This is a genomic window from Sorangium sp. So ce1036 (assembly GCF_051369805.1).
Lineage (GTDB): Bacteria > Myxococcota_A > Polyangia > Polyangiales > Polyangiaceae > Sorangium > Sorangium cellulosum_F.
Map to the genome: position 1 here is coordinate 1140804 of NZ_JBBMOX010000002.1, position 13023 is coordinate 1153826.

General features: G+C 71.3%; 8 protein-coding genes. 6 read left to right on the top strand and 2 right to left on the bottom strand.

Features of this window, described 5'->3' with window-relative positions:
• Window positions 1–506 precede the first annotated feature (506 nt).
• On the top strand, window positions 507–1157 hold the full coding sequence (locus WMF31_RS41320; protein WP_436607374.1) for a hypothetical protein: 651 nt from the start codon (window positions 507–509) through the stop codon (window positions 1155–1157).
• Window positions 1158–1689: 532 nt separating this feature from the next.
• Here the strand turns inward: WMF31_RS41320 and WMF31_RS41325 are convergent.
• Window positions 1690–2853: an IS481 family transposase gene (locus tag WMF31_RS41325; RefSeq protein WP_129346352.1), complete on the bottom strand. Its 1164-nt coding sequence runs from the start codon at window positions 2851–2853 to the stop codon at window positions 1690–1692.
• A gap of 435 nt (window positions 2854–3288) precedes the next feature.
• Here WMF31_RS41325 and WMF31_RS41330 point away from each other — a divergent pair, with 435 nt between their 5' ends.
• Together WMF31_RS41330 and WMF31_RS41335 are read left to right on the top strand one after the other, a co-directional pair.
• A complete protein-coding gene (locus WMF31_RS41330; protein WP_436607375.1) occupies window positions 3289–5286 on the top strand; it encodes a thioredoxin domain-containing protein in 1998 nt (665 codons plus the stop codon).
• Between the two features lie 124 nt (window positions 5287–5410).
• Window positions 5411–6568: a DUF6882 domain-containing protein gene (locus tag WMF31_RS41335; RefSeq protein WP_436607376.1), complete on the top strand. Its 1158-nt coding sequence runs from the start codon at window positions 5411–5413 to the stop codon at window positions 6566–6568.
• Between the two features lie 11 nt (window positions 6569–6579).
• Here WMF31_RS41335 and WMF31_RS41340 read toward each other — a convergent pair whose 3' ends face one another.
• Window positions 6580–8244 carry a hypothetical protein gene (locus tag WMF31_RS41340; protein WP_436607377.1) on the bottom strand — a complete coding sequence of 555 codons (1665 nt, stop codon included), beginning with the start codon at window positions 8242–8244 and terminating at the stop codon, window positions 6580–6582.
• A gap of 282 nt (window positions 8245–8526) precedes the next feature.
• Here WMF31_RS41340 and WMF31_RS41345 point away from each other — a divergent pair, with 282 nt between their 5' ends.
• From WMF31_RS41345 to WMF31_RS41355, 3 genes are all read left to right on the top strand, one after another.
• Entirely contained in the window at window positions 8527–9069 is a 543-nt protein-coding gene (locus WMF31_RS41345; protein WP_436607378.1) for an inorganic diphosphatase, read from the top strand.
• A gap of 663 nt (window positions 9070–9732) precedes the next feature.
• The gene (locus WMF31_RS41350) at window positions 9733–11475 is read left to right on the top strand and encodes a DUF1592 domain-containing protein (RefSeq protein ID WP_436607379.1); all 1743 of its coding nucleotides are present in this window, start codon (window positions 9733–9735) and stop codon (window positions 11473–11475) included.
• A gap of 49 nt (window positions 11476–11524) precedes the next feature.
• Window positions 11525–12859 carry a DUF1552 domain-containing protein gene (locus WMF31_RS41355; protein ID WP_436607380.1) on the top strand — a complete coding sequence of 445 codons (1335 nt, stop codon included), beginning with the start codon at window positions 11525–11527 and terminating at the stop codon, window positions 12857–12859.
• Window positions 12860–13023 lie beyond the last annotated feature (164 nt).

The following is a 13023-nucleotide window of genomic DNA, read 5'->3' on the forward strand; positions in this document are numbered from 1 at the left end:
AGCTCGCCTCCATCAAGGCAAGGTTGGCGATGTGCACGGCTCTTGGCACGCGGGCCCCCGACGCCGAACCGTCCACGGCTCCCGAGCGATCTGAGCCCGATTCTCTGGCTGATTCCATAGGCTCGCGAGGCCGGTCAAGCACGGATGAGATCCGGCGGAATCGCAAGCTCTTGGATGGTTATCCCGAGGCGGTGATCGTCCAGCACTACGATGGAAGCACAGGTGTCTATGAACCCGACGAGTGGGGGAACGACGGTGATGGGGTCATCATCGCGCGAAAGCTGCCAAGCGGCGAAATCGGATTTTATGCCGGACCAGATGCCGGACCGCGTTCGGACCCTGCCGCGTTCCGACCCTCCGATCCTGCACAGATCCCGCCGACTGACTGGGGGGTCGAGCCAGACGGGACGATCACCATCGATGGGAGGCCTGCTCCGCCTGCGGTGCAACGCATGTTTGGCGGAAAGGTGGATGAACCGGTGAAGCGGTCACAGTGAGATGTGTCCATGATAATTCATCGCTCCGTCGCAGTCGCGCTCATCGCCGCCATCGGCATTGCTGGCGCCTACGTTGGACGCTTCGTGCCACGCGATGCATCAAGCGCCCTGGCGCCTCCGACCGCGCCGCCCGCACCTTCGCCCACGGGGCCCGCCGGCAAGGGCTGCGAGGCTGAACGCGACGAGATCGCTCCGGTGCAGGCGCAACTGGCTTTCTGCCTGGCTCTTGGCGCATGGAACTCCGAGACGAAAGCGCCCGATGCCCCTGAGCCATCCGATCTCGATCGCTCCTCCGATATCGAGCCCCGAATCGCCGCGGAGATCCGGCGCGTGCGCGAGCAATTGGACAGCTTACCCGAGGCTGTGATCGTCCAGCACGCGGATGGAACCATTGGCTATCATAAGCCCGACGAATGGCCGATCGACGGTGATGGGCTCATCATCGGGCGCAAGTTTCCCGACGGACAGATCGGATGGTATGCCGGACCAGACGCCGGATCGCGCTCGGACCCTGCCGCATTCCGGCCAACCCAGTCCACAATCGTCTTGGCGCCCAACGTCGTGCGTGAGGCAGACGGGGCGATCAGGGTGCGTCGAGATGCTCCACCTTGGGTGAAGCGCCGTCTCGGCGGAGAGGTGGATGAGCCGGCGGAGCCGTAGCCTATCGAGATCGCCTCACGAACCTGGTTGCCAGGCGGGGAATCGTGAGGATGCAGCGCGGCCGCGGAGCACCGGCCGCGCGGCTCCGCAGGCCTGCGGCCGGGTCGTGCAAATCGGCGCGGTGAACCCGCCGCGCGCTCCCGAGAACGGTCGAGGGAGGTCTCGGCAGCGAGATCGGCAGTCCCGAGAGCGGTCGAGGGGGGTCTCGGCAGCGAGATCGGCAGTCCCGAGAGCGGTCGAGGGGGGTCTCGAGGACGGTCGAGGGGGTCTCGAGAACGGTCGAGGGGGGTCTCGAGATGCCCCCGACCCTGTACGAGCGGAGCCCTGGTAACAGTTCTGACCGGGAGCAGCGGTGACACTTCCTTGAGCTACGGGCCCCTGCTCCGGGAGGACTGGGAACAGGGGCCGGATCCTCGTCGACGCGACACGCTCACCGCGCTCTCTCGGACCGCCAGGATCTATACACGAACCGCTTCCCGCGGTCTCGGTACACGCGAGCCTCTCCTCACGTTCCGGCGTGAGTGCGCGCAGGTCACCGTGCCTTGGCGAGCTGCAGCTCCTTGTTCTTCAAGGTGACCTGCGCGAGCAGAACCGGCCCGTAGTACAGCTCCCAGACGTCGTCGGCGATCGGAAGCAGCCCCACGGGTTCGTTGGCGATCAGCTTGGAGACGAAGGTGTTCGCGCCACCGAACTGAAGCCGACCCATGTCCCCCACGCGTCGCACGGCCATCGTGTCCGGATACTCCGGCGAGGAGGGCTTGCTCGGCATCGTCCGCCGCGACGGCGTGTAGCGCGAAGCCGGCGTCCTCTGGCCGAGCGCCTCGTGAGGCCGCTGGTCATTGTACTCGTGCCGGAAGCGGTCGAAGACGCGCTGCTGCGCCGCGAGCGTGGCTTCGGGCGGCGATGTCGCCTCCGCCTTCAGCGTCTTGTGCATGCGCTCGTGCCGGCCGTTCTGCTGCGGTTTGCCGGGCTCAATGCGCTCGGGAACCACGCCGAGCTTGATCCAGCTCACCGACAGCGCCGAGAGCCCTCCAATGCCCTGCGTGGCGAACGGCGGGCCGTTATCGGAGCGGATACGATTCGGCAGCCCAAACTCGCGGAACGCGCGCTCGAAGTGCGGCCGCACCGAGGCCTCGTCCGGCTTCGCTACGCCCTCGCATTTGAGCAAGTACCGCGACGCCTGGTCCGTCAACGTCAGCGGGTGGCACCGGGTCTTGTCGCCAAGCGCGAAATGCCCCTTGAAATCGGCGCACCATGTGTCATTAGGCTGCTCCGCTGGAGCCAGCGTCGACGGCATCGCTGACGTCGGCATCACCACGCGGCGCCGCCGGGGCCGGATCAGCCCGTGTTTCTTGAGCAGCTCGCCGATGGTGCTCGTCGCCGGCAGCCCCTCAAGGCCCATGCTCTCCAGCCGGGCGCGCAGCTTCTTCGGACCCCAGGTGGGTCGCTCCTTCCGCAGCTCGACCAGCGCGTTGACGATCGCCGCTGGCGTCGCATGCGGGAACGTGTGCGCCACGGGCCGCCGCTCCTCCAGACCACGAGGTCCGGCTTGCTCGTAACGCTCCACCCACTTGTACCCCGTCTTCCGGCTGATGCCGAACCGTCGGCACAGCTCCGCGAACGTCTCGTCCGACTCGTTGACCTGCGCGATGAACTGAAGCCTCTCGTCCACTGAACATGTCTCTTTCCAGGGCACCAGCGATCCTCCGTCGCCGACCCTCTACGACATATGTCACCCAGGCTCCCGGTCCGTCCGGGTGCTACCCAGGCTCCCGGTCTGAACCGTTACCCAGGCCACCGGTCCGTACCCCCCGCCACGCGACCTCGGGACCCCCGCCGGCGACCTCCAGGCCCGCCCCGGCGGTGGATCCGCCCTCGATGCGCGATCCATGGTGCCCCGATCGCGAGCGCCAGAGCCGTTTCGCCGCGCTGGAGAGCCCGGAGCCGCTCGCCGCGACCCGGACATGCGCAGCCTGGCGCGGCGGCCGCGGAAGCTGGCGGCTAGGCGAGCTCGCCGAGCGCGGGCCGCTTCACGCCGTGAGCCCGGCCGGCGCCGCGTCCGTGCTGCTCCCTCGGACGCGGCGGCCCTCGCGGATCCTGCGCGAAGCGCAAATGCGGGTACAGTCGCGCGATGCTCCGCCGCACCCTCGCCGCTGTCGCCTGGATCTCGCTGCTCTTCTCGCTCGCATGCAGCCCCGCCCTGTCACCGCCCGCACCGGACGGCTCGCGGCCGGCGAAGGTCGGCGGCGTCGCGGCGCGGCCGCCGGGCGCGGGCCCCGCGCCGCAAGCGCCGCCCTCCGACGCCCCGCAGGAGGAGGCCGACCCAGGTCCGGTGCCGGTCACCCGCGCCGATCCGGCGCGCGGCAGCCGGCTCGCCCCCGTGACGATCGTCGTGTTCTCCGACTTCGAGTGCCCCTACTGCAAGCACCTCGCCGGCACCCTCAGGCAGCTCGAGCAGCGGTACGGCCCGGAGCGGCTGCGGATCGCGTGGAAGAACTTCCCGCTCGCGTTCCACAAGCGGGCCCGGCCGAACGCCGAGGCGGCGATGGCCGTGTTCGCGCACGCCGGCGCGAGCGCCTTCTGGGCCTTCCACGACGCGATCTTCCAGGCCGACGAGCGGCTCTCGCCCGAGGTCGAGGCGACGGCGCTCCGGAGGGCGGGGGTCACGCCCGGCCAGCTCGAGCAGCTCCTGGAGAAGAGCGGGGCGGCGCGGAAGGTCGACGCGGACATGGCGCTCGCCGCGCGGCTCGGCGTGACCGGCACGCCGGCGTCGTTCATCAACGGCGTGCCCCTCGTCGGCGCGCAGCCGGCCGCGCGGTTCGCCGCGATCATCGACGCGCAGCTCGCCGAGGCGCGGGCGCTGCGCGACGAGGGCACCCCGCCGGCGCAGGTGTACGCGGCGCTCACGAAGAAGAACCTCGCCGCCGCCGCGGCCGCCGCCGCGCGCGACGACGCCGGCGAGGAGGACAGCGCGACGGTGCACCTCGTGCCCGTCGGGGACTCGCCCGTGCGCGGCGAGGACACCGCGCTCGTCACGCTGGTGATGTTCGGCGACTACCAGTGCCCGTTCTGCGGCCGGGCCATGTCCACGATCGAGAAGCTCACGGCGCAGTACGGCGACAGGCTGCGCGTCGTCTGGAAGGACAACCCGCTCTCGTTCCACGCGCGCGCCGAGCCCGCCGCAGAGCTCGCGCGCGAGGCCCGCGCCCAGAAGGGCGACGCGGCCTTCTGGCAGGCCCACGAGCGCCTCCTCTCCGGTCAGGGCACCCTGGACGACGCCGCGCTCGAGGCCGTCGCCGCGGCGCTGAAGCTCAACGTCGCGGCGGCCAAGCGCGCCGTCGCCTCGCGCAAGCACGCGGCCCGGATCGACGCCGACATGGAGCTCGCGGACGACCTCGGCGTGCGGGGGACGCCGCACTTCTTCATCAACGGGCGCAGCCTGGCGGGCGCGCGGCCGATCGAGGAGTTCCAGGCGATCATCGACGAGGAGATCCGGCGGGCGGAGGCGCTGGTGGTGGCGGGGACGCCGCGCGCGGCGGTGTACGAGGCGATCCAGAAGCAGGCGGTCCCGCCGGCGCCCCCGCCGAAGGTGTCCGTGCCCCCGCCGCCGAAGGGCCACCCCGGCAAGGGCGCGGCCGCCGGCAAGGTGGTCATCCAGGTGTTCGCCGACTTCCAGTGCCCTTACTGCGCGCGCGGCGCGGCCACGATGGACGCGCTGCTCAAGGCCTTTCCGGGCAAGGTGCGCGTGGTCTTCCGGCACATGCCGCTCCCCTTCCACCCCGACGCGCAGCTCGCCGCCGAGGCGGCGATGGAGGCGCTGGCGCAAAAGGGGCCGTCCGGCTTCTGGAAGATGCACGACCTGCTCTTCGAGGACACCGCCTCCTCGAACCTCGATCGCGCGGCCCTGGAGCGGCACGCCGCGCTCCTCGGGCTCGACGCGGCGCGCTTCGCCCGGGCGCTCGACGAGCGCACCCACAGGGCCGCCGTCGAGGCCGACGCCGCGGTCGCGCGGGGCGCCGGCATCAACGGGACGCCGGCGTTCGTGATCAACGGCTACCTCGTCAACGGCGCCCAGCCGCTCGTCAAGTTCAAGAAGGTCGTGCGCCGCGCCCTCGGCGAGGCGGGCTGACCCGCGGGGCAGCCCACAGGACGAGGCGCTCGGGGCGCCCGACGCGACCACCACCCGCCCGCAACCCAGGTCGCCCGCGCGGCTCGAACGGTGTGGCCGTCGGGCCTCATGGTACCCTGTCCCAATGCCCAAACCGCGCGGTCGGGGGACATCGGCCGAACCCAGGCGCACCGTCAAGGCATCCAGCGGGCGCGCGCGCGCAGCGCCTCCCGAGGAGCCGCGCGCGCGCGGCGGCGCGACGGCGGGCTCGCCGGCCGCGCTGCGCGACGGGGCGGAGCGGCCCGCCAGCTCGCGAGCCCGGCCCAAGGGCGCGAAGGCCGCGAAGGCGAAGGCGGCGCGCGCCGCGGCGGAGCGGCCTGCCTCGCCGAAGGCGCGCGCCGGGCGCGCGCGCGCCGCCGAGCCGGCCCGCGCCGCGCCGCGGAAGCGGCGGGTCCGGCCCGCCTCGGCGGAGGAGGACGCGGCGCTCTCGCCGCCCCGGGCGCCGGAGCTCGACTGGGACGACACGCAGTCCGGCAGCCCCGCCGAGGTGCTCGCCCAGCGCTGGACCGAGCGGGGCGAGCAGCTCTTCCAGGAGCTCGCCGCCCACGGCGCCTCGCTGCACGAGTACCGGGCCGATCTCAAGGAGGGGCGCTTCGTCTGGCTCGCGCCGGGCGGCCGCGTGTCCGCAGAGGCGCGCGCGCGGCTGCTGTGCAGCTGGTCGCGCGCCACGTCGGTCCTGGTCATGGCGTGGGCCGATCCGTTCTTTCGCGACACGGGGGTCGAGCGCATCGACGGCCTCCTCGCGGAGCAGGACGACGTCGACGAGGAGGGCGCCTGGCAGATCGCGATGGAGGCGGCCGACGCGTGCGGCGCGGCGTACCTCTACCGCGTGGCGTCGCCGCAGGCCTGGTACTTCCTGGCGCTCGACGCGCTGACGTTCTCGCCGGAGCGCTCGTCGTTCCACCCCGGCGCGCCGGTCGGCCTGGTGCTGCGCGGCATCCGCGACGCGCGCGAGGCGATCGCGTCGCGCGCCGAGCCCGCCGACGTGATCCGCGACCGGCTCTCCGCGCTGAGCGAGTCGCTGCTCCACCAGGCCAGGTACGCGTACCGGGACACCGACTGGGTCGCGCGCCTCGACCGGACCGGCGCGTGCCTGATGCACCTCGCGAAGCGCATCCCGCGCGAGAGCTTCAGCGCGATCGCGGCCGGCCAGCGCGTCGGCGAGTGGCTGGAGCGCGAGCTCGCGGTCGAGCTGCTCGACGCGCTGTCGCTCATCGAGGACGAGTGGAGCCTGTTCGGCTGACGGCCCGGCGGCTACCTGGACAGCCAGACCGTGTACGCGTGCGGCATGAACGGCGCCTCGTCGGGGTCGAACGGCCGGCTCCGGATCATGCTCCCCGCGTTGACGCCCACGATGAGCAGCCCCGCGAGGCCGTCGAGGCCCACCACGGTGCGCTGCGCGCGGGTGCTGCCGTAGATGCCGGCCACCTCGACGCGGCCCGCCTCGGCGCCCTGCCGGTCGACCTTCACGATGGCCCAGCGGAACAGCGCGGGCAGCTCCCAGTCGGCCACGAGCGTGATCTCGGCCGCCTTCAGGTCGGGCCCCGCGGCCGCGGCGCCGGCCCCGAGATCGAGCCAGAGGTACGTGGCGCCGGTCGGCTCGATGGGCCGCAGGGGCGCGACCCGCCGCGGGAGCGAGGCGTACGGCAGCGACCACTCGAAGCGCACCCGGCCGAAGTCGCCGAAGCGCTCGGCGCCTGGCAGGTGGGCGCCGTCGCCGCGGCTGCCCAGGAACGCCCGCGCGATCGCGAACTCGAGGAGCAGGTCGTCGAGGTCCTTGCCGCGGGCCCGGAGCGACGCCCGGAGCGCGTCGAAGACGTCGGGCTCGGCGCGGAAGCGGGGCGCGCCCGGTGGCGTGGACTGCGCCGCGATGGCGAGCAGCGACATGGCGACCTGCGCGGGGGGCCCGGTGCCGTAGGCGTGGTCGAGGTACCACGGAAAGAGCAGGGAGCCGTCGAGCGCGCCGAGCGTCGCGCCGGTGAGCGCCCGCTCGGGCGCCCGCTGGAAGGCGTCGACGGCGGCGAGCTCCTCGGCCGCGCACGGCGCCGCGATCGTGGCGAGGTAGCTCGCCGTCATGGCGAGCGCGCTCTCCTCCGCCCCGGCGTCGAGGCGCATGGCGGCGGCGTGGGCGAGGGCGTAGGCCGCGTCGGACGCGCCCGCGCAGCCGCGGCCCTCCGGCGCCGCGATGACGGCGAACGCGCTGGCGGCGTCGAACCGCTCGGCCGGCGCCCGCAGGTCGTGCCCGACCCGGATGGGGCGGGGGTGGGGGTCGTGGTGGCGGGGGTCCTGGGCGAGGAAGCCGCGGCGCGGGTCGCGCTCGAGGTAGAGGTCGTACGATGGGCTGCCGCCCCGGTCTCCGTCCGGGAGCGGCCGCGGGAGGCCGAGCGCGTCGTACGTGCGCAGGGCGGCCTCGGCGTGGGCGAGGCTCTCGAGGAGGGCCGCGCCGGGGAGCCCCGCGGGCGCGTGCACGCAGAGGGGCAGCGTGAAGGAGCAGGCGCGCTGCGGGGCCTCGTGCGGCGCGGGTCGCAGCACCGGCGAGACCACGGGGCGCGCATCGGCCGTGGAGCCGGCGGCCCCGGCGTCGCCCTCCGCGGGGCCGCGGGCCGCCCCGGCGTCGTCCGCCGCGGGCGCGCGGCCCTGAGCGCCGGCGGAGGTCGCGAGCGCCGAGGGCAGCGCGGTCGCTTCCGGCGCGGGCCGTGCGGCTGCTTCCGGCGCGGGCCGCGCGGCTGCTTCCGGCGCGGGCGGCGCGGCTGCTTCCGGCGCGCACGCGACCTGGAGGCCGGCAACGGGACCGGCGAGCGCGAGCGCCGCGAGCGCCGCGCGTCGCCACGGCGGCGGAGCGGTCGCGTCCAGGGTGGCAGACGCCCGCTCGGGTCGCCGGGAGGGTGCCTGCGTGGAGCACGATCGCTTGGAGAGCATGAAATCCCTCTGGAAGCCGCCTTGGGGGCGTCGTCGCGATGGGGCCTAGCTCATCGCACGGGCGGCGGCCGCCGGTCACGCTCATCCATCCGGGCGGGTCCGTCACCCACCCCAGCTCCGGCGACCGCCGAGCTCGGGCTCGTCCGATCGCCGGCGCGAGGCGCTCCCGCATCGCCTCGCCCGGTGGGGCATCTCACCGCGGCGATCCGCCGGGCGTCTGCTATACCTGCGCGCACCTCGCCCGGCTCGCTTCCCGGGTGGGGCGACAGACCAGGACGCTCAATGACTCATCCTCTCCACGACATCTTGCTTCCCGACAGTCGACACGACTTCTTCCCGGTCGTCATCGAGATCCCGAAGGGGTCCAAGTGCAAGTACGAGGTCGACAAGAAGACCGGCCTCCTGATGCTCGATCGCGTCCTCTACTCGTCCGTGCATTACCCCGCCAATTACGGCTTCATCCCCCAGACGCACGCGGGCGACGGCGATCCGCTGGACGTCCTCGTCCTCATGCAGGAGCCGGTCGTGCCGCTCACGATCGTGCGGGCGCGCGCGATCGGCGGCTTCTTCATGCGGGACGACAAGGGCGTCGACGACAAGATCATCGCGGTCGCCGTCGACGACCCGTCCGTGGCCCATTACATGAATCACGAGGAGCTGCCCCCGCACGTCACCAGGGAGCTCATGCGGTTCTTCGTCGACTACAAGACGCTGGAGAACAAGCTCGCCGAGGTCGACACGATGTACGACCGGAAGCGCGCCCTCGAGGTCATCGAGGAGTCCGTCGCGAGCTACCGGTCGATCAGCGCCTGGTCCAAGGGCTAACAGCACCTCTCGACACCCCCCGTCGCCAGGCGGCCAGGGCTGGCGCAGCGCGTTGCCGCTCCGCGTCGCGCCTGGCGCTGCGCTCGCCCTCCGGGGCCTGGTGCGGCCCGATCGTGCTCGGCGCTCCGACCCGGCTCCCGGCCCGTGGCTCGGGCACAGGAAGGCGCCGCTGGATCCCGGTAGCGGTGGATCGCGCTTCCTGGACCTCCTCGGGTCCACCCGACAAACTCCCGAAAAAATTCAGAAGCCGGCGCACGATTCCCGCGCAATCCGCGAGAAACGCCGCGGCATACCGCTTGCTTTACATCCGGGCATGGACCGCATTCCGATGCTCACGGCGACCGAGGTGCTCGCCAGCTGCTCGCCTCGAATCCCGGTGCCGGTGCGCGCTTCACGATCTCACGTGGTGGCCAGCATGTGAATCGGCTCGACGCGGCGCGTCTGGGCTCGGTCTCATCATGACAATGTCACTGTGGGTGCGGCCGCGCGAGCGGAGGCCGCCAGAAGCGCCGAGGCGCTGAGTCAATCGGCGATAGCAGCGATTGCAGCTGGAGCACTCGAGCACATCGAGTCGACACCGCATGATCGGGGCTTGACAATATGAGAGACATCGGTTTTTCTCGAACAATGATGAGTACGCTTGGTAGCTTAGTCCCGGCGAGCGTGTGCCGTCGCTACGCCGCGGTGGCGCTCCTCCTCGCCGGCCCGCTCGGTTGTCTTGGCAACCTGGGCGATCTCGACGGCACCCCTGCCGGCGGCGATGGGAGCAGCAGCAGCAGCGGCGGCGATAGCGGGAGCAGCTCCGGTCCTGGCGGCGGCGAGACCCCGATCGGCGAGCCGCCGGAGATGCCCCACGACATCCCGGAGGTGTCGGCCTGCATGCAGGCCGACAACAGCACCCCCGGCCCGCGCATGGTGCGGCGCCTCTCGGTGCAGCAGTTCGAGGCCACCGTCCGCGATCTCTTCAGGGATCCGAGCGTCGATCTTCCGAGCATCTTCAATGATCCGCATGTGCTCGGGTTCGCGAGCGACGCGAACGCGCTGGTGATCCGCGACCTGACGGCCAGCCAGATCATGGACTGGGCCGAGTCGACCGCGGACTGGGCGGTGACGAACAAGCTCGGCGGCATCACCTCCGTCACCTGCAGGACCACGGACGAGGCCTGTCGGCGGCAGTTCATCACCGACTTTGGCCGCCGCGCGTTCCGCGAGCCGCTCGCGGAAGATCGCGTGGCCGCCTACGACGCGCTGTTCGCCGCGGAGAGCTCGTTCGAGGACGGCGCCAAGGTGGTGGTGGGCGCCATGCTGCAGTCGCCCTACTTCCTGTACCGCCGCGAGATCGGCAGCCCCGACCCGAGCAACCCGGCCCTCTTCAACCTCGGCCAGCACGAGATCGCGAGCAACCTCTCGTACCTCCTGACCGGGAGCATGCCGGACGACACGCTGCTCCAGGCGGCCGACCAGGGGCAGCTCTCGACGCCCGAGCAGATCGACGCGCAGGCGCAGCGCCTCCTGCAGGACCCGCGTGCCCAGGAGGAGCTGATGCGGTTCATGCGCGGCTGGCTCCAGCTCAACCGCCTGATCACCACGGTCAAGGACCCCGCGCTCTACGATCTCCCGGACGCGCTGCGCCAGGACATGATGAACGAGTCGCGGGCGCTCATCATGGATGTCGCGTTCAACCCCCAGAACCCCGGCACGTTCTCCGATCTCCTGACGGCGAGCTACACGTTCCTCAACAGCAACCTGGCCCAGCACTACGGCATGGGGGGCGCCGGGGGCCCCGACTTCACCCGGGTGGATCTCTCCGGAGGGCAGCGCGACAAGGGCATCCTGGCCCACGGCAGCTTCCTGGCCGGGCACGCGGGCTCCAAGCTGTCCTCGCCGACGCAGCGCGGCAAGATGATCCGCACCCGCCTGCTGTGCCAGCCGCTGGAGCCCCCGCCGCCCGGCGTGGATCCGAACATCAAGATCCCCGAGACGCCGGCCACCACGCGGGAAATGGTCGAGCAGCACACGGAGCCGGGCTTCTGCCATAGCTGCCACATCGACATGGACCCGATCGGGCTCGGCTTCGAGCATTACGACGCGATCGGTCGATGGCGGGACCAGGAGAACGGGATCGCCATCGACTCGAGCGGCGAGATCGTCGAGCCGCCCTCGGGCGAAAATTTCGTGTTCGACGGCGTGAACCAGCTGGCCGACTACCTCGCGGCGAGCGAGGACGTCAAGGACTGCATGATCCGCCACTGGTCGTATTACGCGTTCGGCGACACCTGGAATGAGGACGGCTGCACGTACGAGGCGGCCCGGCAAGAGGCGGAGGCCGGCAACTTCGCCCTCAAGAGCGTATGGCTCGCGCTCGCGCGCGTGCCGCACTTCACCCGCAGAGTTCAAGATCCGTGAGCCCCACGGCTGCAACACCAGAAGTTCGTAGCGAGTGAAAGGATCGGTCATGCGCAGCCACAGTCGTCGATGTTTTCTCAAGGGTGTCGGGGCCAGCGTCGGAGCCAGCCTGCTGTTCTCTCCGTTCTATGATTCCATCGCCAACGCGGCGCCCAAGAAGATGAAGCGGCTCCTCGTGTTCTTCACGATGGGGACGGACCCCGGAATCTGGAGGCCCACGAGCGTCTCCGGGGAGACCCCCACGTTCAGCGAGGCCACGTCGCCGCTCGCGGAGATCAAGGAGCACATCGTGATGCTGGACGGTCTCCCCAGCGGGAGCCCCAGCAACAACCACGGGTCCGCGGACGGCCTCACCGGCATGGGCTACTACAGCAACGGCAAGTACGGGCTGATCTCGGTCGATCAGTTCATCGCCGAGAAGCTGAAGGCCACCTGGCCGGCGGGGATGATCCCCACGCTCTTGCTCGGCGCCAAGGAGGAGGTGCAAGGCAAGACGGGGTTCTACAAGAAGGACAACCTGGTCCCCATCGACTCGCCCGTGTCCGCCTTCAAGACGGTGTTCGGGAACGCGGTCCCGACCACCCCGGGCACCGACAACACCGCCGCCCTGGAGGCCATGCTGCGTCGGCGCAAGAGCGTCCTCGACAACCTCAAGAGCGAGATCGCGACGCTGAAGGGGAACCTGGGCAAGGAGCAGCAGTACAAGCTGGATCTGCACCTCGAGTCGATCCGGCAGATCGAGCAGCGGCTCTCGGCGACGATGCCGGGGAACGGAGGGGGCGAGGGCGGCGGCGGCCCCCAGATCCCTACGGCGCCCACCAGCGACCCGACCGTCCCGCTGGAGCGCAACGTCCTTCACCTGGACATCATCGCCGGCGCCTTCGCGTCGGACATCACCCGGGTCGCCGGGATCCAGTTCGGCAACGATCAGAACATGGTGACGGGGCTGAACAAGGAACAGTGGGAGCTCAAGATGAGCATCAGCGCCGAGCAGCATAACCAGATGATCCACGGCCCGGAGAAGGGGCAGCTCGCCGAGCTCGAGAGGTGGCTCTCGCAGCAGTTCGTCCGCGTCGTCAAGAAGCTGAAGGAGACGCCCGAGGCGGACGGCTCGGGGAGCCTCCTCGACAACACGCTGGTCGCCTGGTGCCGCGACATGGGCGACGCGCCGGCCCATACCCAGAACGAGATGAAGTTCGTCCTGGCGAGCGGCACGAACGGCTACCTGAAGACCAGCCCCAACGGCCGGTTCATCAAGAGCTCCGAGCGGCACGAGCGGGTGCTGCTCAACCTGTGCGACGCGATGGGCGTCACGGACTACGACGGCTTCGGCGATCCGACCCTCTCGGCCAAGTCGCCGCTGCCCGGCATCGCGGCGACCTGACCGCCAAGGCGCGCGCCTCCTCGCCGCGACAGGCGCGCCCCCACGCGCCTGTCGCGGCGAGCGCCGGGGGCGCCGCGCCGTGTCAGCCCAGCGCGCGCGCCCCTTCGGCGCGCGCGACCTCCTCATCGAGATCCCCGCACATGTCCAGCACCCGGCGCGTCACC

What these genes read in the sequence shown, in the direction of transcription:
- WMF31_RS41320 (WP_436607374.1), top strand. Translation starts at nt 507, where the DNA reads ATGATAATTCATCGCTCCGTCGCAGTCGCGCTCATCGCCGCCATCGGC.
- WMF31_RS41330 (WP_436607375.1), top strand. Translation starts at nt 3,289, where the DNA reads ATGCTCCGCCGCACCCTCGCCGCTGTCGCCTGGATCTCGCTGCTCTTC.
- WMF31_RS41335 (WP_436607376.1), top strand. Translation starts at nt 5,411, where the DNA reads ATGCCCAAACCGCGCGGTCGGGGGACATCGGCCGAACCCAGGCGCACC.
- WMF31_RS41340 (WP_436607377.1), bottom strand. Translation starts at nt 8,244, where the DNA reads ATGCTCTCCAAGCGATCGTGCTCCACGCAGGCACCCTCCCGGCGACCC.
- WMF31_RS41345 (WP_436607378.1), top strand. Translation starts at nt 8,527, where the DNA reads ATGACTCATCCTCTCCACGACATCTTGCTTCCCGACAGTCGACACGAC.
- WMF31_RS41355 (WP_436607380.1), top strand. Translation starts at nt 11,525, where the DNA reads ATGCGCAGCCACAGTCGTCGATGTTTTCTCAAGGGTGTCGGGGCCAGC.